The sequence below is a fragment of the Dryocola sp. LX212 genome (genome assembly GCA_041504365.1).
Taxonomy (GTDB): domain Bacteria; phylum Pseudomonadota; class Gammaproteobacteria; order Enterobacterales; family Enterobacteriaceae; genus Dryocola.
Genome location: CP167917.1, coordinates 117,424 through 139,438 on the forward strand (window position 1 = coordinate 117,424; position 22,015 = coordinate 139,438).

20 protein-coding genes are annotated in these 22,015 nt (G+C 56.2%); 11 read left to right on the top strand and 9 right to left on the bottom strand.

The genetic code is table 11. The annotated features are described in order from the left end of the window. Nucleotides 1-28 precede the first annotated feature (28 nt). Nucleotides 29-2,113, top strand: a complete 2,085-nt coding sequence (gene flhA, locus ACA108_00605) for a formate hydrogenlyase transcriptional activator FlhA (GenBank protein ID XEX96081.1) — start codon at nucleotides 29-31, stop codon at nucleotides 2,111-2,113. 51 nt (nucleotides 2,114-2,164) lie between these two features. Next, the gene (gene yajD / locus ACA108_00610) at nucleotides 2,165-2,509 is read left to right on the top strand and encodes an HNH nuclease YajD (protein XEX96082.1); all 345 of its coding nucleotides are present in this window, start codon (nucleotides 2,165-2,167) and stop codon (nucleotides 2,507-2,509) included. Nucleotides 2,510-2,807: 298 nt separating this feature from the next. Here the strand turns inward: yajD and ACA108_00615 are convergent, their stop codons facing one another. Together ACA108_00615 and ACA108_00620 are read right to left on the bottom strand one after the other, a co-directional pair. Further along, entirely contained in the window at nucleotides 2,808-3,947 is a 1,140-nt protein-coding gene (locus ACA108_00615) for an HlyD family secretion protein (GenBank protein XEX96083.1), read from the bottom strand. A gap of 2 nt (nucleotides 3,948-3,949) precedes the next feature. Next, entirely contained in the window at nucleotides 3,950-4,300 is a 351-nt protein-coding gene (locus tag ACA108_00620) for a DUF3302 domain-containing protein (protein XEX96084.1), read from the bottom strand. Between the two features lie 186 nt (nucleotides 4,301-4,486). Between ACA108_00620 and ACA108_00625 the strand changes: the two genes are divergently transcribed. Both ACA108_00625 and ompA read left to right on the top strand, forming a co-directional pair. After that, complete coding sequence (locus ACA108_00625) at nucleotides 4,487-5,116, top strand: helix-turn-helix domain-containing protein (protein XEX96085.1); 630 nt, start codon at nucleotides 4,487-4,489, stop codon at nucleotides 5,114-5,116. Between the two features lie 157 nt (nucleotides 5,117-5,273). Then, nucleotides 5,274-6,311, top strand: coding sequence for a porin OmpA (gene ompA / locus ACA108_00630; GenBank protein ID XEX96086.1), 1,038 nt, complete (start codon nucleotides 5,274-5,276; stop codon nucleotides 6,309-6,311). 179 nt (nucleotides 6,312-6,490) lie between these two features. Here the strand turns inward: ompA and ACA108_00635 are convergent, their stop codons facing one another. Then, nucleotides 6,491-8,029, bottom strand: a complete 1,539-nt coding sequence (locus ACA108_00635) for an aldehyde dehydrogenase family protein (GenBank protein XEX96087.1) — start codon at nucleotides 8,027-8,029, stop codon at nucleotides 6,491-6,493. Nucleotides 8,030-8,218: 189 nt separating this feature from the next. On the opposite strand from ACA108_00635, the gene ACA108_00640 reads away from it, so the two are divergent. Next, nucleotides 8,219-9,088 (top strand): ROK family protein, encoded by an 870-nt coding sequence (locus ACA108_00640; protein ID XEX96088.1) that lies wholly within the window; start codon nucleotides 8,219-8,221, stop codon nucleotides 9,086-9,088. Between the two features lie 104 nt (nucleotides 9,089-9,192). Here the strand turns inward: ACA108_00640 and selB are convergent, their stop codons facing one another. The 3 genes from selB to ACA108_00655 form a co-directional block, all read right to left on the bottom strand. Next, nucleotides 9,193-11,022, bottom strand: coding sequence for a selenocysteine-specific translation elongation factor (selB, locus tag ACA108_00645; GenBank protein XEX96089.1), 1,830 nt, complete (start codon nucleotides 11,020-11,022; stop codon nucleotides 9,193-9,195). Then, nucleotides 11,019-12,410 (bottom strand): L-seryl-tRNA(Sec) selenium transferase, encoded by a 1,392-nt coding sequence (gene selA, locus ACA108_00650; protein ID XEX96090.1) that lies wholly within the window; start codon nucleotides 12,408-12,410, stop codon nucleotides 11,019-11,021. The genes selB and selA overlap by 4 nt, the downstream gene beginning before the upstream one ends. Before the next feature lie 71 nt (nucleotides 12,411-12,481). Further along, a complete protein-coding gene (locus tag ACA108_00655; protein XEX96091.1) occupies nucleotides 12,482-13,090 on the bottom strand; it encodes a glutathione S-transferase in 609 nt (202 codons plus the stop codon). 503 nt (nucleotides 13,091-13,593) lie between these two features. Between ACA108_00655 and ACA108_00660 the strand changes: the two genes are divergently transcribed. From ACA108_00660 to ACA108_00685, 6 genes are all read left to right on the top strand, one after another. Then, entirely contained in the window at nucleotides 13,594-15,513 is a 1,920-nt protein-coding gene (locus ACA108_00660; protein XEX96092.1) for a PTS mannitol transporter subunit IICBA, read from the top strand. Between the two features lie 177 nt (nucleotides 15,514-15,690). Continuing rightward, entirely contained in the window at nucleotides 15,691-16,839 is a 1,149-nt protein-coding gene (gene mtlD, locus ACA108_00665; protein ID XEX96093.1) for a mannitol-1-phosphate 5-dehydrogenase, read from the top strand. 45 nt (nucleotides 16,840-16,884) lie between these two features. Beyond that, nucleotides 16,885-17,427, top strand: a complete 543-nt coding sequence (gene mtlR / locus ACA108_00670; protein XEX96094.1) for a mannitol operon repressor MtlR — start codon at nucleotides 16,885-16,887, stop codon at nucleotides 17,425-17,427. 78 nt (nucleotides 17,428-17,505) lie between these two features. Next, complete coding sequence (locus ACA108_00675; protein XEX96095.1) at nucleotides 17,506-17,868, top strand: YibL family ribosome-associated protein; 363 nt, start codon at nucleotides 17,506-17,508, stop codon at nucleotides 17,866-17,868. Between the two features lie 219 nt (nucleotides 17,869-18,087). Further along, nucleotides 18,088-18,342, top strand: a complete 255-nt coding sequence (locus tag ACA108_00680; GenBank protein XEX96096.1) for a type II toxin-antitoxin system Phd/YefM family antitoxin — start codon at nucleotides 18,088-18,090, stop codon at nucleotides 18,340-18,342. After that, complete coding sequence (locus ACA108_00685; protein XEX96097.1) at nucleotides 18,342-18,644, top strand: type II toxin-antitoxin system RelE/ParE family toxin; 303 nt, start codon at nucleotides 18,342-18,344, stop codon at nucleotides 18,642-18,644. The genes ACA108_00680 and ACA108_00685 overlap by 1 nt, the downstream gene beginning before the upstream one ends. Before the next feature lie 42 nt (nucleotides 18,645-18,686). On the opposite strand, the gene ghrB is transcribed toward ACA108_00685, so the two are convergent. The 3 genes from ghrB to ACA108_00700 form a co-directional block, all read right to left on the bottom strand. Then, complete coding sequence (gene ghrB, locus ACA108_00690; GenBank protein XEX96098.1) at nucleotides 18,687-19,661, bottom strand: glyoxylate/hydroxypyruvate reductase GhrB; 975 nt, start codon at nucleotides 19,659-19,661, stop codon at nucleotides 18,687-18,689. 63 nt (nucleotides 19,662-19,724) lie between these two features. Continuing rightward, complete coding sequence (locus tag ACA108_00695) at nucleotides 19,725-21,008, bottom strand: MFS transporter (protein ID XEX96099.1); 1,284 nt, start codon at nucleotides 21,006-21,008, stop codon at nucleotides 19,725-19,727. A 67-nt stretch (nucleotides 21,009-21,075) separates the two neighbouring features. Then, nucleotides 21,076-22,014, bottom strand: coding sequence for a sugar kinase (locus tag ACA108_00700; GenBank protein XEX96100.1), 939 nt, complete (start codon nucleotides 22,012-22,014; stop codon nucleotides 21,076-21,078). Nucleotide 22,015 lies beyond the last annotated feature (1 nt).

The window sequence follows — 22,015 nt, forward strand, 5'->3', positions numbered from 1 at the left end:
TCAGCCATCATTTTCTGGATAAACAAAGATGCCATATACACCGATGAGCGATCTCGGTCAGCAAGGGTTATTCGACATCACGCGCTCCCTGCTGCAACAGCCCGATCTCCCGGCACTTGCTTACTGTCTGACGCAGCTGGTCAAACAAGGGGCGCTTGCCGACAGGGCGAACGTGCTGCTTTACCACCCGATTCATCAGCGCGTGGGGTTTTATGGCATGGACAAGCACGGCCAGGGGCTGCACTACGAAGATGAAATGGTGCTGGCGAACGGCCCGGTGCGGCGGGTGCTGTCGCGCCCGGAAGCGCTGATCTGCAATCAGGAAGAGTTTAGCGAGACCTGGCCGCAGGTGATGGCGCTTGATCTGTACGCACCGTTTGGCCGCTACTGTCTGTTGCCGTTGGCGGCGGAAGGCAGAATCTTTGGCGGCTGCGAGTTTACCCGCAACGGCGACGTCAGTTGGACGGACAAAGAACTGGAGCGCCTGCATACCCTGGCGCAAATCGTCGGCCTGGTGGCGGAGCAAATCCAGACTCGCCTGAACTCCAATCAGGATTACAACCTGCTGTGTCGGGAGCGCGACGACTTCCGCATTCTGGTGGCGGTGACCAACGCTGTGCTTTCCAAGTTAGATCTCGACGAACTGATCGGCGAAATTGCCAGGGAGATCCACTATCACTTCTCGATCGATTCGATCAGCATCGTGCTGCGCGGCAATCGCAAAGACCGCCTAACGATTCACTCCACGCATTACGTGGACGAGCAGTCACCGATCCACGACCAGAGCGACGTCGCGGAAACCGGTACGCTCACCGAAAGGGTGTTTAAAAGCGGCGAAATGCTGCTGCTTAACTTGCATCAGGGCGACCAGCTGGCCCCCTTTGAACGCATGCTGTTCGAGATGTGGGGCAACCAGATCCAGACGCTGTGCCTGCTGCCGCTGAAGTTCGGCAATAACATGCTGGGCGTGCTCAAGCTGGCACAGTGCGAGGCTGGGGTGTTCACCCCAGCGAACCTTAAGCTGCTGTGCCAGATTGCGGAGCGTATAGCCATCGCGGTGGATAACGCGCTGGCCTACCAGGAGATTAACCGTTTAAAAGAGAACCTGGTAGACGAGAACCTGTATCTCACCGAGCAGATCAACAATGTCGCCAGCGACTTCGGCGAGATAATCGGTCGCAGCGAAGTGATGTCGAACGTGCTCAAGCAGGTGGAGATGGTCGCAAGAAGCGACAGTACGGTGCTGATCCTCGGGGAAACCGGCACGGGTAAAGAGCTGATAGCCCGAGCCATTCATAACCTGAGCGACCGTAACAGCCGCCGAATGGTGAAAATTAACTGCGCGGCGATGCCCGCCGGGCTGCTGGAAAGCGATCTCTTCGGCCACGAACGCGGCGCGTTTACCGGGGCCAACACCCAGCGTATAGGGCGCTTTGAGCTGGCGGACAAAAGCTCGCTGTTCCTCGACGAAGTGGGCGATATGCCGCTGGAGCTGCAGCCTAAGCTGCTGCGCGTTTTGCAGGAGCAGGAGTTTGAGCGGTTGGGCAGCAACAAAATCCAGCAGGTGGACGTCAGGCTGATTGCCGCCACCAACCGCAATCTTAAAGAGATGGTGGCGGACCGCGAGTTTCGCAGCGACCTCTATTATCGCCTGAACGTTTTCCCGATTACCTTGCCACCGCTGCGGGAGCGCCCGGAAGATATCCCGCTACTGGTGAAGTCGTTCACCTTTAAAATTGCCCACCGCATGAACCGCAGTATCGACAGCATCTCTGCCGAAACGCTGCGCGCGCTCTCCCGTATGGACTGGCCGGGCAACGTGCGCGAGCTGGAAAACGTCATTGAACGCGCCGTGCTGCTGACGCAGGGCAACGTGCTGCACCTGACCTTGCCGGAAATGGATTACCGTCCGCCGGGAGAGAAAACCGTGCCGCTGGCGGCGAGCGCTGAAGTGCGCGAAGGTGAAGATGAGGCGCAGCGCATTCTGCGCGTGCTGAAAGAAACCAACGGCGTTGTCGCTGGTCCGCGCGGTGCGGCGCAGCGTTTAGGTCTGAAACGCACCACGCTTCTTTCCCGTATGAAGCGTCTGGGGATTGATAAAGAGGGCATTTAGCCGGACACTGGCGGGAGATACTCTAACTTTTATTCCAGGACACGTGCTGACATGGCCATTATCCCTAAAAACTATACGCGCCTCGAAAGCGGCTACCGCGAAAAGGCGCTAAAGCTCTTCCCGTGGGTCTGCGGGCGCTGCTCCCGCGAGTTTGTTTACTCTAACCTGCGCGAGCTGACCGTCCATCATATGGACCACGACCACACCAACAACCCGGAAGACGGCAGCAACTGGGAGTTGCTGTGCCTGTACTGCCACGATCACGAACACTCGAAATACACTGAAGCCGACCAGTACGGTTCAAGAGTCGTGGCGGGGGAAGATGCCCAGAAGGACGTTGGCGAAGCGACCTATAATCCTTTTGCCGATTTAAAGGCGATGCTGAATAAGAAGTAAGCTGAGCTGGTTTCCCAGGGGAATGCCGGTTCCCCAATCTCTGTGCGATAGAATTATTATTTATGGCGCAGAGTTACCTGCTTGATGCGGAAGGTGCCTAAGGGCTATCAATACATCAAACGTCGCTGACGTTGCCTAAGCCGGTCTGCTACGTCAAGTGGCTGGTCAGCGCTGGGCCGCAGAAACTAATCTTTATTCCGCTATTTAGCAGGGCGAACAGTGGGGAAAGGGAGAGGCGGATTAGGGTGAGCGGCGAGTAAGTTAAAAATGGCTCTCTGCGCGCAGAGAGCCATTATTATCAGTGATCGAGATACAGATAATGCGTCCAGCTTGTCATGCGTAGCAGGATTTTGCGCAGAATAGATAGCCCTTCGAAGTGCTCGCTGTATACCGCAGCCTGAGCCATGCTCCCGGAAGGTAGCTTTTCGATATCCATATTCGGGTCGAGAACAATGTCTGCATAGACACCATCCAGTGTTGCATTCTGGTTTATGCCCTGCAGATTTCCCTGAGCCTGATAGCTACTGTTGGCCACTACCGGCAGAATTTGTTTCACAGTACCGCTAAAGACCTGGCCCGGTAGACCGTCGAACACAACCTCTGCTTTTTCACCCGCCCTCAGGCGCAAGGCAGAGTTTTGCCTGAATGCAGCATAGATATCGCCACTTTGCTTAGGAACGAAGACCATCGCAGGGCGCAGCGGCAGGGTACGTAAAAACATGCCTGGTTTCAAAAGAACCTGCGTTACGTAACCGTCTTCAGGTGCGCGAACAACTGTTTTGTCCAGATTGTACATCGCCTCTTTCAAGCTAGATTTTAATCTGTAAACGCTGGCGTTTTCGCCATTCACCATCGCATCAAGCTGTGCAGCCGTTTGATCACGTTTTGCTTGTGCAGAGCGCCATTGTGCCTCAGCTGAAAGATAGTGTTGCTGCGCAGTGACCACTTCCTGGTCAGTAAATGGGCTCATCAATTTGTTACGGCTACCGTCACGATAGCGATTAGCATCTTTTAACGCCAGATCGCGATTCGCTTTATACTGCTGGATGTCGGCATTCTGGGAGGTAAGCTGAGCCTCGAGTTTTTTAACGTTCTGCTCCGCGCTCTCAATTTCGGCCTTAATAACGTTGACCCTTGACTGGTAAACAGTGGGATCGATTTTAAAGAGAAAATCGCCTTTTTTCAGAAGCTTATTGCTATTTTGTGTGACTTTTATTACTCGCCCCTGCACTTCGGGAATGATAGGAACCGTCACCGTAATCATTTGCGCTCGTTCGGTATAAGGATGGTTGTAATTCATGGTCAATATTAATGCGCTGAGCAACAGAATGCCGCCGAGAATTGCCGTAGGTATTGACCATTTATTCAGAGGGATGCTGAATACTTTGAATATCACAATGCAGATTGTTGCGTAGAGCAATAAAATTAATGTTTCCACGATTATATATATCTTTTATTGGGAGATGGAGAGGCGTTCTTTTCTTCTTTTGATGCCAGTTGTCTTTCCAGTAAAGCGAGTCGGGTGTGCAGTTGTGCAAGCTCATCGCTCTCTTTTTTATTGAATCCCCAGCCGCGATCTTCTCTATATAACATCGCCCATATCCATATGAACGGCCATAACACATGCAGTGTTAGCAGACTAACCCAACCCGCGGCGTGAATAGCGTCCTGATGCGGATGATTGCGTTTTACAGCAATTTCGTAGGGAATATCATGAATCACAATAATACCGTAGAAAATTACCAGTCCGCCAAAGCACAGCAGACCCAGCGCAAGGTAGTTTAAAATCATAAAGAAAGATCCCTGTAATCCGTGAGAATGTACAATAATTATTCAAAAGTCGTTGCGCTACCTCTAAGTAGTGTATAAATAAACTTTCCACAGGTGGGATGCTTTGTAATAATACGCAAACGACCACCTTTTGCTCTTTTCGTCTATAATTACCAGAAAATGTAACTAAAATTTTGAGGAATGCCCGTGACTGTTTCTGTACCTGTTCGACCAGATGATTCGATTGCTCGCTTGATCAACGTCCTGCTGCCGATTAGCACCGAGCTTAACGTCCCTCCCCGTAAGCGTCTGCACTGGGATTACAAAGGACAGCCGCAGTTTTATCTGTTTCTGGAGGGTGAAATATCCGTGCTGCGACTGGAGGATGGCCTGGTCATTGGCACCGCCTACGATCCCCATATTTTCGGCATTGGTGAAGGCTTGCAGCCGCTTCAATGGCAGCACCTGCGCGTAGAAACTGAATCCAAAATATTTCGAGTGGATGCGCAGGAGGCGATGCAAATAATCACTGAGAAAAACCTGTGGCAGGATGTTGCCATTATGATGGCCTACTTCACCACGTATCTGCTTTATCGTGATGCGTTGGTTGTGCAACAGCGAACCTATTCTGTTATACGTAACCACCTCATGGAAATGATTAAGCTTCCTGAAGAAACAAGAATGCGCACCTCTATTCTCGAATACATTCAGGACAGAACTCACCTGTCGCGCAGCAGCGTATTAAATATGGTGTTCTCTCTCAAGGAAGCTAAATATATCGAAACAAAAAGAGGTGGATATTTAATTCATGTACATGAACTTCCGGAAACATTCTAATCCCTTGCAGCCAGGGTGAATGTCAATGGCAGACTGTTTAAAAATAAATTGATTAATGTTTCTTTTCCTGAAGTATTCACAATATTATTTATCGACAATACTTTGGTGGATAAGTTCTGAAGCACCGCTTCAAAATGTGAAAAATTCAGGGAATAACATGAAAAAGACTCTTGTAGCATTACTTGTGGTAAACGCATTCGCAGCTTCTAACGCTTTTGCAGCAGCGGACGCTAACACCTGGTATGGCGGCGCGAAAGTAGGCTGGTCCCATTACTTCGACGTAAGCGGTGAAAACTTTAACGATCAGTCTGGCAGAGCAACCGACTTTGATTTCGATAAAGACAATGTCAGCGGCGGCGTGTTCGGTGGCTATCAGATCACCGATTGGTTAGCGGTTGAAGGTGGTTACGACTACTTAGGCAACATGGACATTCATGGCAATAACGGTGTGCCTGGCTCCAAGCTTGAAACCCAGGGCCTGCAGCTTTCCCTGAAAGGCAGCTATGCGCTGACCGACGCATGGGATCTGTACCTGCGTGGCGGTGCAATGGGCTACCGCGCTGAAACTAACACCGCTGGTCGCAGTAAAATGGAAACTGGCGTGCGCCCACTGGCCGCCGTAGGTACCGAATATGCATTCAACAAAGACTGGGCTGGTCGTCTGGAATACCAATGGGTTGCTAACGTAGGTAACTCCAACCAGATCGGCGCAAGCGCAGACGTTAGTTCCGTATCCGCAGGCCTCGTCTACCGTTTCGGCCAGCACGATGATATCGTACCGGTTGTAGCTGCAGCAGCTGTGGTGCCAGAAGTGAAGACATTCAACATGAAGTCTGACGTGCTGTTCGGCTATAACTCAGCCACGCTGTCTCCGGAAGGCCAGGCTGCTATTACCCAGCTGTACAACAGCCCGGATATGCAAGCTGCTAAAAACAACAGCACCACTGTTATTGGCTACACTGACCGTATCGGTTCAGAAACTTACAACCAGCAGCTGTCTACAGAACGTGCTCAGGCCGTAGCTGACGCGCTGATTGCAGCAGGTATGCCAGCTCAAAACGTTTCTGTAGAAGGCCGTGGTGAAAGTGAACCCGTTACTGGCAACAACTGTGACGACAACATGCCACACTCCCAGCTCGTCACCTGCCTGGCACCAGATCGCCGCGTAGTGGTAGAGATCTCCGGCCAGCAGTAAAAGCAAATACTGCCTCATTTGCTTTCGCCAGGGTTCGTTGATGTAGCATTAAAAAAATAGCGTTATTATTGTCCGTTGCCCGATGTGCCTACATCGGGCTTTTTTGTTTTTGTGGTTCAGGCATGGCAGAGCAAGGGCTGTAGGGTAGATAAGCGCTAACGGTATCCACTCTTTTCCTGTCAAAACAGCCCAAGCGGCTTATCGGAGTAGCTCACCAGCAGGCACTTCGTTTGCTGATAGTGCTCCAGCATCATTTTGTGGGTTTCACGGCCGATGCCTGATTGCTTATAACCGCCGAACGCAGCGTGGGCCGGGTAGGCATGATAACAATTTGTCCAGACTCGCCCTGCCTGTATGCCGCGTCCCATCTTATAGGCCACGTTGCCGTTGCGGCTCCAGACGCCCGCACCCAGGCCATATTCCGTATCGTTCGCCAGCTCCAGCGCTTCCTCCATCGTTTTGAACGTGGTGACGGCGAGCACTGGCCCAAAGATCTCCTCCTGGAAGACCCGCATGTTGTTTTTCCCAAACAGGATGGTCGGCTCCAGGTAATAGCCTGCTTTCAGGTCGCCCTCCAGCGCTTTGCGACGCCCACCCGTCAGAACATCCGCCCCCTCTTTCTTACCGATATCGATATAGTTGAGGATGGTTTCCATCTGGCCCTGGGAAACCTGTGCGCCCATCTGCGTGCGGGCATCCAGCGGGTTGCCGCTACGGATGGACTCCACGCGTCGAATTGCGCGCTCCATAAAACGTTCGTAGATGGATTCCTGCACCAGCGCACGGCTCGGGCAGGTGCAGACTTCACCCTGGTTGAAGGCAAACAGCGCGAAGCCCTCCAGCGCCTTGTCGAAGAAAGCATCTTCCTCGTTCATGACATCTTCGAAGAAGATGTTCGGAGATTTTCCGCCCAGCTCCAGCGTCACTGGAATAATATTCTGGGTCGCGTACTGCATGATTTGCTGGCCGACTTCGGTGGAACCGGTAAAGGCCACTTTAGCGATGCGTTTAGACGTTGCCAGATATTCACCGATTTCCCCCCCCGCACCGTTCACCACGTTGATGACGCCCGGCGGCAGCAGATCGCCCACCAGCTCCATCAGCAGCAGCACGGAAAGCGGGGTAAGACGTGCCGGTTTGAGCACGACGCAGTTACCTGCTGCCAGCGCTGGGGCCATTTTCCAGCTCGCCATCAGCAGCGGGAAGTTCCACGGGATGATCTGCGCGACGACGCCCAGCGGCTCATGGAAGTGATACGCCACGGTATCGCAGTCAACTTCGCTGATCCCGCCCTCTTGTGCGCGAATACAGGAGGCAAAATAGCGGAAATGGTCCACGGCGAGCGGCACGTCGGCGGCTGTCGTTTCGCGAATTGGCTTGCCGTTATCCCAGGTTTCGGCGGCGGCGAGCAGATCGATGTTCTGTTCCATGCGGTCGGCGATTTTCAGCAGGATATTGGCGCGTTCCTGAACCGACATAGCGCCCCAGCCCGCTTTCGCTTCGTGGGCAGCGTCCAGCGCGAGGTCGATATCGCCTTTACCGGAGCTGGCGATTTCGCACAGCGGCTGGCCGGTGACCGGGGTGAGATTTTCATAATATTCGCCCCCCACCGGAGCGACCCACTGGCCGCCGATAAAGTTGTCGTAACGCGGTTTTAACTTAAGCGGAAAGCCATACTCGCCGGGGATGACTCGGGTATCGGGAGGATTGTTGGTCATGGTTGTCTCCTGTGGTGGTTACTCCTTCAAGGGTAGACGGCGGCGGTGCTTTCTTCGCCACTGTTTGAAGGCTTTACGACACGGCTCACGGATAAAAATTTCCGTGATTCGGAGGATTCGACCAGCAACCTGAATGATTTGATACATACTTTAAGATTACCTTTTTACCGTTTCGCAAAAGGATTGTTCATGCGCCTGTTTATCAGTTTCGACGTAGGCGGTACCCATGTAAAACATGGCTTATTTACCGAAGAGGGGGAGGCGCTGATCACCGAGTCATACGATACCCACAACGAACTCCAGCCGTTTCTGGAGGCCTGGCAGAGCGTGGTGGCGGGATATCGGCAACATAATGAAATTGCCGGTATCGCCATCAGTTTTCCCGGCTACATCAACCCCCATACCGGCAGCGTCCCCAAGGCCGGAGCGTTAACCTTCCTCGACGGCTGCAACCTGCTGGAGATTTTCGGCGAGCTGACCGATTTGCCGCTGACGATTGAGAATGACGCCAACTGCGCAGCGCTGGGCGAGATGTGGCTCGGATCGGGGAATGAATATGACTCAATGGTGTGCATTACCATCGGTACCGGCATTGGCGGCGGGATTATCGTCAACCGCGAGCTGATGCGCGGCTCTCACTACCGGGCCGGAGAGTTTGGCGTGCTGCCGGTGGGGCAGTACGGTGAGGATATGCACCAGCTGGCCTCGGCCAAAGGGCTGATGGATGCCTGCCGCAGGGAGATGAATATCCCGGCGGACGAGAAAATCCACGGTCAGGATATTTTTGCCCGCGCCGAGACGGATTTGCACATTCAGGGCGTGATTGATAACTGGGTGAAGTATCTGGCGCGCGGGATTTACAGCGTGGTGTCGCTCTTCGATCCGCAGGCGATTTTACTGGGCGGCGGTGTGAGCACGCAGCAGATGCTCTATCCGATGCTGGAGCGTCACCTGGAAGGCTTTAAGTTCTGGGATGTCCTGAAAGTACCGATTCGCCCGTGCAAGCTTGGCAACAAGGCTGGGATGCTGGGCGCGGTGTGGCTGGCGCGGCAAAAGTGACGAGCTTTTGTCGGATGGCGCTGCGCTTATCCGACCTACGTTTCTACTCTACTTTTCTACGTAACGTGTAGGGTGGATAAGCGTTAGCGCCATCCACCGGTTCATTACTCAAATAATGCACGATCCCGCAGCAAATGGTCGTTCCCGCGGCGGCGCGTAAAGCCAATCCGGTCGAAATACTCGAGGATTTGCACCGCCAGTTTGCGGCCGATGCCTAACTGGTCGCGGAAATCGGCGGCGCTGGTTGTGCCCTGGGTTTGATCCATTTCGCGGATCAGCCTGGAAAATGCCTGGATCCGATCGTTGCGGTAGTACCGATCTTTTAAGATCGCCGTCACCAGGCCCAACTGCGCCGCAAAGCGCATGAGCTGGCGGATCGTCTGCTCATCCTGCTTTGTCTGCGCGGCCAGGTCGCGAACCCACCACGGCTCATCGCCAAACAGGGCGTCGATTTGCTCCCACAGCGCCTGCTGCTCCGCTGAAAAGCCCGGATTGTGGTCCGGCAGATGCAGCCAGCCCTGACGGCTGACAATAGCTCCTTCACGACGCATTTTCTCAATAATCGCCAGCACCAGCACCAGCGGCTCGTCTTCGCCGGGTAAGGCCATGCGGCGCAGGCGTTCGCGGCCCGGGCCCGGCTGGTCGTCGTGCTGTTGATGGTAGTGCGCAAGCGTAGCGAGCAGCTTTTGCTGCCAGCGGGCGGCGACCTCGTTGCTGAGCAGGCTGTCTGCGGCCTGAATGTGGTTTTTGCCGTCCAGCAGCGCCTTAATGCCGCTGGCGGTGAGCTGGCGCGCCCAGGCGAAGGTGCTCACAGAGACGGCTCCGCGCTGCAATGCTATTTCCAGCGCCTGCTGGTCATCTTCCGCTTGCTCAAGCTGGTGCAGCCACTCAAGATACGCGGGCTGGCGCTTACCCCGGCGTGGCGCATGCAGCAGAAGAGTGCGCGCCCCGGCAAGCGTGGTGCGGGCGCTAATATCTCGCAGGACAAGCCGGTCGTTGTCCGCCAGCCACAGCGGCACGTCCAGCACGATTTCCGCTAGATCCCCTTCCAGCAGCGACACGCGGCCGGTAACGTGGCTTGCGGCGTGGTGGATATGCAGCGGCTGCCACTGGGTGAGCGGGGCAAGGGTTTGCAGCTGGACGATGACTCGCTCAGCAGGCTGCAACGGCTTTTCCGCCAGCAGCCAGTCGCCACGGCTGATAGCTGCTTTTTCCGCATCGCCCGCAATGTTCAGTGCGATGCGCTGCCCGGCGAAGGCGTGTTCTGTTGCCTGGTTCTGCGCATGCAGGCCACGGACGCGCATGGGTTTCTCCGCGCCGGTCAGCCACAGCGAATCACCAATTTTAACTTCGCCGCTCAGCGCCGTTCCCGTCACGACCAGGCCTGCGCCCTTCACCGTAAAGGCACGGTCAATCGCCAGCCGGAAGCGATGGGCTGTCGGGTGCGGGCGTTCGGCAAGCTGCTGAATATGCTCGCGCAGCGCTTCTATGCCCTGGCCGCTGGCTGCCGCCGTCACAAATACGGCTACCTCGCCCAGCAGGGTTTTGATCTCTTCCCGCACCTCTTCAACGCGCGATTCGCTCACGCGGTCGGCTTTGGTCAACGCAACCGTCATTGTCGGCCTGCCGGTCAGCTGAAGAATGGCCAGATGCTCGCGAGTTTGCGCCATCACCCCGTCGTCGCAGGCGACAACCAGCAGCGCGTGGTCGATGCCGCCGATGCCCGCCAGCATATTAGCGAGGAATTTTTCGTGTCCCGGCACGTCGATAAAGCCGATTATCCGGCCGTCCGGCTGCGGCCAGTAGGCATAGCCGAGGTCGATGGTCATGCCGCGCTTTTTCTCTTCCGGCAGGCGGTCGGCGTTAATGCCGGTCAGGGCCTGTAACAGGGTGGTTTTGCCGTGGTCGACGTGTCCGGCGGTGGCGATAATCATTGGGTCAGCATCTCCATAAGGCTGGCTTCGTCTTCCAGGCAGCGTAAATCCAGCCACAGGCGACCATCGCTGATGCGGCCAATCACCGGCTTAGGCCGGGTGCGCAGATGCTGCGTCAGTCCGCCAAGCGTGGTGCCGCGCCCGTCTTTCGGCGTGAAGGTTATTGCCGCGCTGGGCAGCCTGTCGACGGGGAGCGAGCCGCTGCCAATCTGGGATAAACACGGCTCGACGCGCACGACGAACCGATCGCTAAAGCGTGTCTGCAGCGCCGGGGCCAGACGCCCGCCCTGTTCGCTAATGTCTGCGGCGCTGCGGGTCAGCAGGCGCAAGGTTGGCAGCCTCTCGACCAGCGTTTCCGGGTGCTGGTATAGACGCAGAGTGGCTTCGAGCGCCGCCAGCGTCATTTTATCCGCGCGCAGGGCGCGTTTGAGCGGATGCTGCTGAATGCGGGCTATCATCTCTTTTTTGCCGACGATAATCCCCGCCTGCGGGCCGCCGAGCAGCTTATCTCCGGAGAAGCTCACCAGACTGACGCCCGCCTCGATGAGCTGTTTTGGCATCGGCTCCGGCGGCAGCCCCCACTGGCTGAGATCCACCAGCGAGCCGCTGCCCAGATCCGTCACCACCGGAATATCCAGCTCGTGCCCAAGCTCCGCCAGCTCGGCCTCGCTCACCGCTTTGGTGAAGCCTTCAATTTGGTAATTGCTGGTATGGACCTTCATCAATAGCGCCACGCTGCCGCTGGCTGCGGCCTGGCGATAGTCTTTCGGATGGGTGCGGTTAGTGGTGCCGACTTCCACTAGCTGGCAGCCCGCCTGGCGCATCACGTCGGGAATGCGGAACGCGCCGCCAATCTCAACCAGCTCCCCGCGCGAGACAACCACTTCACCGCCGTCCGCGCAGGCCGCCAGCATCAGCAGCACCGCCGCCGCGTTGTTATTGACGATGCAGGCATCTTCCGCGCCGGTCAGCTCGCAGAGCAAATCCGCCAGCGCCCGGTCGCGGTGGCCGCGGGACGCGCCGTCCAGATCGTATTCAAGCGTAATGGGGGATCGCATAACCTGGGTGACGGCCTCTACGGCGGCTTCGGCCTGCAGGGCGCGGCCCAGGTTGGTGTGCAGCACGGTACCCGTCAGGTTAAACACCGGCAGCAGGGCGCTGCGCTGGCTCGCCTCAAGCTTTGCCTTCGCCGCCGTTGCCCAGTCAGCGTTCCAGCCGGGCAGCGTCTCCTGCAACCGGATATGCTCGCGGGCATCATCAAGCATGTCGCGCAGCGTGCTGACCACGCGGGTATGGCCGAACTCTTCAAGCAGCGTGCTGAAAGAGGCGTCGCGCAGCAGGCGGTCTGTTGCCGGAAGCTGGCTGTACAGGGAGCGTTGGGAAGTCATGGGCAAGCCGTTGCGTTGAGAAAAGAGGCGTTAGTTTACAGGGAGAAATCTCCCCCTGTCATAGAGGGAGATCATGCCGTTGGCGGTTCGGTGCGGGCAAAACTTTCGCGGCTGAACAGCTCTTCGACCAGCTTCACCAGATGCGGGCGGTTTACGCACCAGCCGGGCGAAACGCGGCGGAAATTCAGGTAGCCCACCGCGCAGGCAACGGCGATGCTGGCAACGGTGAGGGGTTCAGCCGTCAGGGTTTTGTCACCGGCGTGAGCTTCCAGCATGTCCAGGCCACGGCTGATTTTTTCCCGCTGGCGCAGCAGTTCGGTTTCGGACTGCTGGGCGGGAGGGCGCTGCTGTTCGCGCACGGAAAGCAGGGCTGCGTCCATAATGCCGTCGGCAAGCGCTTCCAGCTGGCGCATTTTCAGGGCCTCTATGGGTTCACGAGGGATCAGCGCCGGAGCGATATCCAGAAGCTCGAGGTACTCCGCAATGACCGGTGAATCGAACCAGTATTCGCCATCGGCGGTCACCAGCGCCGGGACCTTCCCCAGCGGGTTGTAACGCGGGGTGTGGCTGTCCTCGACCCACGGATTGTCATTCACAAACTCGAAGGTAATGCCCTTTTCCAGCAGGATCACGGAAATTTTCCGCACGTACGGGCTGGTGTAATTGCCGATCAGTTTCATTACATCGTCCATTTTTTATAAGCGTTGGGTAAGTATGGATCAGATTACGGGCAACGGCGATTCGATGTAATCCACAGAGGCCCGCAGGGCATATGCTTCGCTGTAAGAAAGTTACAAGATGAAACTATCGCCACGACAGAGTCTGTGCTGGATCACACTCGGAAAAATTCGGTTAAAATAATTTGTGATGTAAATCACAAAAAAATAACAAACACGCAAAGACAAAATGTGATTTGAATCACAAATATACCCCGCAAGCGGTTAAAAAATTATCACTGTATTATTTTTACACCGATGTTATGTGATGAATATCACTAACCTATGCCCACGTTACCCCGCTTATTGGTGATCTGTATCACACAAATTCCCGTGCTCTGGACAGCTTAACGATTCAGTGCCAGATTCGCCTCACTAAGAGCATCTGGCTGGCTTACGCCGCCACGTTAACTAAACAATAAACCTCGGGCTGCTCCCAGCGCGTAAACACAACAAGGGGTGTGCGTATGTCATCCGATATCAAGATCAAGGTGCAAAGCTTTGGTCGTTTCCTCAGCAACATGGTGATGCCGAATATCGGCGCGTTTATTGCCTGGGGTATTATCACAGCGTTATTCATTCCTACCGGCTGGCTGCCAAGCGAGACGCTGGCGAAGCTGGTAGGCCCAATGATCACCTATCTGCTGCCGCTGCTTATCGGGTATACCGGTGGTCGCTTAATCGGCGGTGACCGCGGCGGCGTGGTCGGTGCTATCACTACCATGGGCGTTATCGTCGGTGCGGACATGCCCATGTTCCTCGGCGCGATGATTGCCGGTCCTCTGGGTGGCTGGGCGATCAAACACTTCGACGCCTGGGTCGACGGCAAGATCAAATCCGGCTTTGAAATGCTGGTGAACAACTTCTCCGCCGGCATCATCGGGATGATCCTGGCGATTCTGGCGTTCATGGGTATCGGCCCTGCGGTTGAAGTGCTTTCCAAAGTGCTGGCCGCGGGCGTTAACTTCATGGTTGTCCATGACATGCTGCCGCTGGCTTCTATCTTCGTAGAACCGGCGAAAATTCTCTTCCTGAACAACGCGATTAACCACGGTATTTTCTCGCCGCTGGGTATTCAGCAGTCCCACGAGCTGGGCAAATCAATCTTCTTCCTGATTGAAGCCAACCCGGGTCCGGGTATGGGCGTGCTGCTGGCGTACATGTTCTTCGGGCGCGGTAACGCTAAGCAGTCTGCGGGCGGCGCGGCAATCATCCACTTCCTGGGCGGTATCCACGAAATTTACTTCCCTTACGTGCTGATGAATCCACGTCTGATCCTGGCCGTTATTCTCGGCGGTATGACCGGCGTGTTCACCCTGACCCTGCTGAACGGTGGTCTGGTTTCTCCGGCCTCTCCGGGTTCTATCCTGGCGGTGCTGGCGATGACCCCAAAAGGCGCGTACTTCGCTAACATCGCAGCGATCGTTGCGGCAACTATCGTTTCCTTCATCGTCTCTGCCATCCTGCTGAAAACCAGCAAAGTGAAAGAAGAAGACGATATCGAAGCCGCGGCTCGCCGTATGGCTGAAATGAAAGCAGAATCCAAAGGTGGCGCAGCGCCGCTGGCGGTAGGGGCTGGCCTGTCCAACGACCTGAGCCACGTCCGTAAAATCATCGTTGCCTGTGATGCCGGTATGGGCTCAAGTGCAATGGGGGCAGGCGTGCTGCGTAAGAAAGTGAATGACGCGGGCCTGAAAAACATCTCCGTGACCAACTGTGCCATCAACAGTCTGCCGGACGACGTGGACCTGGTGATTACGCACCGCGACCTGACCGAGCGTGCCATGCGCCAGGTGCCGCAGGCGCAGCATATCTCCCTGACCAACTTCCTGGACAGCAGCCTTTACGCCAACCTGACCGAACGTCTGGTGGCATCCCATAATCTGAGCGAGAAAGAAGTGAAGGTGATGAGCAGCCTGGAAGACAGTTTCGTGCCAAGCGAAGAAGGGCTGTTCCGCCTGGGCGCTGGCAACGTGTTCCTCGGCCTGACCGCCTCCAGCAAAGAAGAAGCCATTCGCTTTGCCGGTGAGCAGCTGGTGAACGGCGGCTACGTCCAGCCAGAGTATGTGGATGCGATGTTTGAACGTGAAAAACTGACACCGACTTACCTGGGTGAAGGCATCGCGGTTCCGCACGGCACAGTTGAAGCGAAAGACCGCGTGCTGAAAACCGGCGTTGTGTTCTGCCAGTACCCTGCGGGTGTTCACTTCGGCGAAGAGCCTGACGACATTGCCCGTCTGGTTATAGGTATCGCCGCGCGCAACAACGAACACATCCAGGTGATCACCAGCCTGACTAACGCGCTGGATGATGAGTCGGTGATTGAGCGGCTGGCGCACACCACCAGCGTGCAGGAAGTCCTCGACCTGCTGGCCGGTAAGAAGTAAGGGCTTGCCCCCGAGGCTGGCACTCCCGCTTACCGGCCCTGCGTAGGGTGGATAAGCGAAGTGCCATCCTCCAGTTATTCCCTCTCCCGTACGGGAGAGGGCTCGGGTGAGGGTCGTTAAACAATGGCCTTTCACCCCAGCCCTCTCGGGTGATGCAAATTTAAGAAGGTGAAGCACATGAAAGCATTACATTTTGGCGCAGGTAACATCGGACGCGGCTTTATCGGCAAACTGCTGGCGGACGCGGGCATTCAGCTGACTTTCGCTGACGTAAACCAGGTTGTGCTGGACGCGCTGAACGCGCGCAACGGCTACCAGGTCCACGTGGTCGGCGAAAACGAGCAGATCGATACCGTCTCCAACGTGAATGCAGTAAGCAGCATCGGGGATGACGTCGTCACTCTGATCGCTGAAGTTGATCTGGTGACAACAGCCGTGGGCCCCGTGGTGCTTGAGCGCATCGCGCCAGCCGTGGCGAAAGGGCTGGTGCTGCGCCGTACCAACGGCAACGACAAGCCGCTGAATATCATCGCCTGTGAAAACATGGTGCGCGGCACCTCCCAGCTAAAAGCCCACGTCATGGAAGCCCTGTCCGCTGACGACCAGGCCTGGGTTGAGCAGCACGTCGGCTTCGTGGATTCCGCCGTTGACCGCATCGTGCCGCCGTCCGCTTCCGCCACCAACGATCCGCTGGAAGTCACGGTAGAAACCTTCAGCGAGTGGATTGTCGATAAAACCCAGTTTAAAGGTGAGCTGCCAGACATTGCTGGCATGGAACTTACTGATAATCTTATGGCGTTTGTGGAGCGTAAGCTCTTCACGCTGAATACCGGGCATGCTATAACCGCCTACCTCGGCCAGCTGGCCGGTCACCAGACCATTCGCGATGCGATTCTGGATGAGAAAATCCGCGCCGTCGTGAAAGGGGCAATGGATGAAAGCGGTGCGGTGCTGATCGAGCGCTACGGCTTCGACGCCGGGAAGCACGCCGCGTATATCCAGAAAATCCTTGGCCGTTTCGAAAACCCGTATCTGAAGGATGATGTGGAGCGCGTGGGCCGTCAGCCGCTGCGTAAATTAAGCGCGGGCGACCGTCTGATCAAACCGCTGCTGGGTACGCTCGAATACGGCCTGCCGCACGCGAACCTGATTGAAGGGATTGCGGCAGCCATGCACTACCGCAGCGAGGAGGACCCGCAGGCCCAGGAGCTGGTGGCGATGCTGGCCGAGAAAGGCCCGCAGGCGACTCTTGCGCAGGTCTCCGGTCTGGATGCCGGCAGCGACGTAGTGGCGCAGGCGGTGAAAGCTTATAACGCTAAGGCGTAATGGAGAACGGGCGCGGCCAGCCGCGTCCAACACTAAAATTCAGTGATGCAGGCAACGATGGAAGAAACACAGGCCTTTGAAAACCGAGTGCTTGAGCGTCTGAATGCCGGCAAAACCGTCAGAAGCCTGCTGATTGCCGCTGTCGAGCTCCTCACCGAGGCGGTCAATATCCTGGTGCTTCAGGTATTCCGTAAAGACGACTATGCGGTGAAGTACGCTGTCGAGCCGCTTCTGGACGGTGATGGCCCGCTGGGCGAACTCTCTGTGCGTATGAAGCTTATCTACGGGCTTGGAGTGATGAACCGCGCCGAGTACGAGGACTGCGAGCTGCTGATGGCGCTGCGCGAAGAGCTGAACCACGACGGCAACGACTACCATTTCACCGACGACGAAATACTCGGCCCGTTTGGCGAACTGCACTGCGTTGCGGCGCTTCCCCCTGCACCAACGTTCATCGACGGCGACGATCCCGAGCTGCAGGCCATGCAGCGCCAGCGCTACCAGCAGATCGTCCGCTCGACCATGGTACTTTCCCTGACCGAGCTGATCTCGAGGATCAGCTTAAAAAAAGCCTTCCAGAAGAAATAATCCTCCCAGTCCCTTTTCGCCCTCAAAGCGCTAATGGTGTATCCTTGCCAGCAAGCAACTTATTCACGGTTAATTAAAATGAAAGAAATCGAAAAAGCAGAAATTAAACGCCTTAGCGACCGTCTGGACCTGATCCGCCACGAGATGCCGGAACTGCATCTGATCAACGATGCGGAAAAGTACGCCGAGATGGAAAAAGAGAAGGCGAAGCTGGAAATTGAAATCGTGCGTCTGCAGGCGGTGCGTAACCAGAAGCTGAGCAAAGAAGCGCAGAAGCTGATGGCCATGCCGTACAAGCGCCCGATTACCAAAAAAGAGCAGGCGGACATGGGCAAGCTGAAAAAAGCCGTGCGCGGTCTGGTTATCGTTCACCCGATGACGGCGCTGGGCCGCGAAATGGATCTTGAAGAGATGACAGGTTTTTCAAAGACCGACTTCTGATCCAGCCCCAGGAAATATCGAAGGGATGAACCGCACGGGTTCATCCCTTTATTTTTTCTATAAATTCTCTTTTTGCGAGCGGGTTCCAGAGGTTCTCTCTTTCGCACGTCCCGCCTTGCTTTACTCTTCCCTGATAAATTCGCTCACGCGCTTTGATTAGTTTAAAATAGGTGCAAATCGTTCGATTTATACCTATTCAACCGATATGAGGGCTCAGCCATGATCAGTTTTACCGCCAACCAGGCGAAAACCCAGTTCGGAGAAATGATCACCAAAGCGCAGCGCGAGCCGGTGAGCATCACCAAAAATGGCAAACCTTCCGTTATTGTCATGTCGATTGCGGACTATAACGCCTTAGAAGAACTCAAATTACAGAACCTGCGCGAAAAACTGGCACGTTCCGTAGCCCAGCTCGAAGCCGGGGATCTCCATGACGGTGAAGCTGTATTCGATGAGTTAATGAAGGATATTTAATGGCGAGCTACAGGCTGACGGAAGATGCGCTACAGGATTTGCGCGAGCTAAAAGGATTTTCTCTGAAGCAGTTTGGAGGGCTGGTGACGCGGGAATATCTGGCGGCCATGCGTATTACAATGCAGCATCTGGCGAACATGCCTGACATTGGCGCTGACGAGTCGGAGCTTCTGCTTACTGGCTTGAAGAGCTTTCCCTATATGAGCCACATGCTTTATTACCAAAAAATCGAATCGGGGATCGTGATTATTGGCATCCTTCACCAGAGCCGGTTACCTGTAGTGCTTACGAAGCGTCGATAAATTCGTAGGGCGGATAAGCGCAATCGCCATCCGCCGCAAAAATTACTTCAGCACCTGCGGGTTCACGCAGTTCTCTTTCACTTCCCCCGTCAGCGCCGCAATCAGGTTATCCACCGCGCAGGCCGCCATGTTGTAGCGCGTTTCGTGCGTTGCGGAGCCGATGTGCGGCAGGGCGACGACGTTTGCCATTTTCAGCAGTTCAGAATTAGCCGGAAGCGGCTCCTGCTCGAACACGTCCAGGCCTGCGGCATGAATCGTGCCGTCTTTCAGCGCCTGAATCAGAGCCTGCTCGTCGACGACCGGGCCGCGTCCTGCGTTAATCAGAATTGCCGATGGCTTCATTTTTGCCAGCTGCGCCGCGCCAATCATGTGATGCGTTTCTTCGGTCAGCGGCAGGGAGATGCAGACGAAATCGGACTCCGCCAGCAGGGTATCGAGGTCGCAGTAGCGGGCGTCGAAGCGTTCTTCCGCTTCTTTGTGATGGCGGCGGGCGTTGTACAGAACCGGCATGCTGAAGCCGAAGTGCGCGCGCTGGGCCAACGCCAGGCCGATGCGGCCCATGCCCAGAATCCCCAGCGTTTTATGGTGTACGTCGATGCCAAACCAGTCCGGGCCGATGCTCCCCTGCCATTCCCCTGCTTTCACTCGTTCCGCTACTTCCACCGCGCGACGGGCCGTGGACAGCACCAGGGTCATCATCGTATCCGCTACCGTTTCGGTCAGCACGGTCGGGGTGTGCATCAGCACGATGCCGCGGCTGGTCAAAGCGTCCACGTCAAAATTGTCATAGCCGACGGAAATAGTTGAGGAGGCGCGCAGTTTCGGCGTGTGCTCAAGAAAGGCTTTGTCGACCTTCTCGCTGGAGCCAAGCATGCCGACGGCATTGGCGAAGGCATCGGCGTTTTGCACTACCGTTTCCGGGCTTAAATCACTGACTCTGGTGACGGAAAAATGGTTTTCGAGGCGGGCAAGCAGGTCGTCAGGGAGCTTTTTGTAGAGGATGACGGGCGGCTTCATGGTGTTCTCCGTAAATAAATTAAACACAAACCGGGCGGCTTTGGCTCGCCGCCCGTTGGGTAGCTATGCGTGGCGAGCGCCGACCGGAAGCTGTTGGTTCGTTGCCGGTTTCACTATCAGAGTTAGCCACACGGAGGCGAGCAGCGCCACCCCCATAAAAATGTAGGACGCGGACGGGCTGCCGGTAACGCCGTTCAGATAGCCCACAAGCCAGGAGCCGACGAACGAGCCGAGCGCGCCCATGCTGTTGATCAATGCCATCGCGCCGCCCGCCACGTTTCTTGGCAGCATCTCAGGGATGATGGCGAAGAACGGGCCATACGGGGCGTACATCGCCGCCCCGGCAATCACCAGCAGGGTATAGGAAACCCAGAAATGGTTAGCGCCAACCAGCCACGATCCCAGGAACGCCAGCGCGCCAATCAGCAGCAGCGGCCACACGAAGAGCTTGCGGTTCTGCATTTTGTCCGACGCCCAGGAGATGGCAATCATCGCGATCGTCGCCGCCAGGTAAGGGACGGAAGAGAGCCAGCCTACTTCCACCATACCCATCCCCGCCGTACCTGCCCCGCGGATAATGGACGGCAGCCAGAGCACGAAGCCGTACACGCCGATGCTCCAGCAGAAATACTGCATGCAGAGCAGCACAACGTTGCGCGAACGGAACGCCTCGCCGTAGTTGCGCACTGCCTTAATGCCTTCCTGCTCTTTTTGCAGCTGGGCCTGCAATGCGGATTTTTCATCGTCGGAGAGCCAGCCAACCTGCGCAGGCTTGTCTTTGACCAGCACCCACCAGGCAAAGGCCCAGATCACTGCCGGAATGCCCTCGAAGATAAACATTTCGCGCCAGCCGAATGCCTGAATCAGGTATCCGGACACCACGGACATCCACAGTACCGTGACCGGGTTGCCGAGGATCAGGAAGGTGTTGGCGCGCGAACGTTCGGATTTAGTGAACCAGTTGCTGATATAGATAAGCATTGCGGGCATCACCGCCGCTTCCACTACGCCCAGCACAAAGCGGATCGCGGCAAGCATCGGGATATTGCTTACCATACCGGTCAGCGACGCGCAGCCGCCCCATAAAATCAGGCAGACGAAGATAAGCTTGCGCACGCTGCGGCGTTCGGCGTACATCGCGCCGGGGATCTGGAAGAAGAAGTAGCCGAGGAAGAACAGCGCCCCCAGCAGGGAGGAGATCCCCTTGGTGATACCCAGATCGTCGTTGATCCCGGCGGCGGAGGCAAAGCTGAAGTTGGCGCGGTCGAGGTAGGCCAGGCTGTACGTGATAAACACGATCGGCATGATATACCACCAGCGTTTTGCTGCGATTGTCTTGGTTTTCATAGGCTAGCCTCTATGTTGAGGAGAAGCGCATCGTGCGGCATGTAGGGTACAGCCGATACGCTCTTGTTTATTCGCCCAGCGCGCTACGGGTGGGTAACCCTTCGCTGTCGCCGATGACCTGAATAGCCAGGGAGCCGATTTTGTTTCCGCGGCTGACGGCCTGAGATAACGTTTTTCCTTCCAGCAGGGCACTGATGACGCCGACGGCAAAACCATCGCCCGCGCCCACCGTATCGACGACGTTATCGACTTTTACCGCCGCGACTGCGCCTTTTTCACCGGAAGCAGTTTTGAACCAGGCTCCGTCAGCGCCGGTTTTCAGCACCACGGTTTTTACGCCCTTATCGAGATAGAAATCCGCAATGCCCTCCGGGGTTTTCTGCCCGGTAAGAATGACGCCCTCTTTTACGCCGGGCAGCACCCAGTCCGCCTGCAGCGCCAGCTGATTAAGCTGCTGCACCATCTCCGCTTCGCTTTTCCACAGCACCGGGCGCAGGTTCGGGTCGAAAGAGATGGTTTTGCCTTTAGCCTTCATCGCTTTAGCCGTGTGGTTCAGCAGCTCCAGTGACGAATCCGACAGGGCTGCCGCCACGCCGCTCAGGTGCAGGTGGCGGGCGCTGAAGAAATATGCTTCGTTAAAATCCTCTACCGACAGGTGGCTGGCGGCAGAGCCTTTGCGGAAGTACTCCACGATGGGATCGGTTCCATCTTCGACTTTCGATTTCAACTGAAAGCCCGTGGTATAGCGCTCGTCGGTGGTTACGCCACGGTCGTCGATATGTTCTTTAGCGAGCTGCTGGAGCACGTATCGTCCGAATGAGTCGTTGCCCACGCGGCTTACCCAGCCCACCTTCAGCCCCAGACGGGCCAGCCCGGTGGCAACATTGAGTTCGGCCCCGGCGGCGCGCTTAACAAACTTCTCAGCGGCGGCTAAATCACCGGTCTCGGCGGCGACAAACATCGCCATCGCCTCGCCAATGGTGATGACATCAAGTTCGTTCTGCATC

What these genes read in the sequence shown, in the direction of transcription:
- flhA (XEX96081.1), top strand. Translation starts at nt 29, where the DNA reads ATGCCATATACACCGATGAGCGATCTCGGTCAGCAAGGGTTATTCGAC.
- yajD (XEX96082.1), top strand. Translation starts at nt 2,165, where the DNA reads ATGGCCATTATCCCTAAAAACTATACGCGCCTCGAAAGCGGCTACCGC.
- ACA108_00620 (XEX96084.1), bottom strand. Translation starts at nt 4,300, where the DNA reads ATGATTTTAAACTACCTTGCGCTGGGTCTGCTGTGCTTTGGCGGACTG.
- ompA (XEX96086.1), top strand. Translation starts at nt 5,274, where the DNA reads ATGAAAAAGACTCTTGTAGCATTACTTGTGGTAAACGCATTCGCAGCT.
- ACA108_00635 (XEX96087.1), bottom strand. Translation starts at nt 8,029, where the DNA reads ATGACCAACAATCCTCCCGATACCCGAGTCATCCCCGGCGAGTATGGC.
- ACA108_00640 (XEX96088.1), top strand. Translation starts at nt 8,219, where the DNA reads ATGCGCCTGTTTATCAGTTTCGACGTAGGCGGTACCCATGTAAAACAT.
- selB (XEX96089.1), bottom strand. Translation starts at nt 11,022, where the DNA reads ATGATTATCGCCACCGCCGGACACGTCGACCACGGCAAAACCACCCTG.
- selA (XEX96090.1), bottom strand. Translation starts at nt 12,410, where the DNA reads ATGACTTCCCAACGCTCCCTGTACAGCCAGCTTCCGGCAACAGACCGC.
- ACA108_00655 (XEX96091.1), bottom strand. Translation starts at nt 13,090, where the DNA reads ATGAAACTGATCGGCAATTACACCAGCCCGTACGTGCGGAAAATTTCC.
- ACA108_00660 (XEX96092.1), top strand. Translation starts at nt 13,594, where the DNA reads ATGTCATCCGATATCAAGATCAAGGTGCAAAGCTTTGGTCGTTTCCTC.
- mtlD (XEX96093.1), top strand. Translation starts at nt 15,691, where the DNA reads ATGAAAGCATTACATTTTGGCGCAGGTAACATCGGACGCGGCTTTATC.
- mtlR (XEX96094.1), top strand. Translation starts at nt 16,885, where the DNA reads ATGCAGGCAACGATGGAAGAAACACAGGCCTTTGAAAACCGAGTGCTT.
- ACA108_00675 (XEX96095.1), top strand. Translation starts at nt 17,506, where the DNA reads ATGAAAGAAATCGAAAAAGCAGAAATTAAACGCCTTAGCGACCGTCTG.
- ACA108_00680 (XEX96096.1), top strand. Translation starts at nt 18,088, where the DNA reads ATGATCAGTTTTACCGCCAACCAGGCGAAAACCCAGTTCGGAGAAATG.
- ACA108_00685 (XEX96097.1), top strand. Translation starts at nt 18,342, where the DNA reads ATGGCGAGCTACAGGCTGACGGAAGATGCGCTACAGGATTTGCGCGAG.
- ghrB (XEX96098.1), bottom strand. Translation starts at nt 19,661, where the DNA reads ATGAAGCCGCCCGTCATCCTCTACAAAAAGCTCCCTGACGACCTGCTT.
- ACA108_00695 (XEX96099.1), bottom strand. Translation starts at nt 21,008, where the DNA reads ATGAAAACCAAGACAATCGCAGCAAAACGCTGGTGGTATATCATGCCG.
- ACA108_00700 (XEX96100.1), bottom strand. Translation starts at nt 22,014, where the DNA reads ATGCAGAACGAACTTGATGTCATCACCATTGGCGAGGCGATGGCGATG.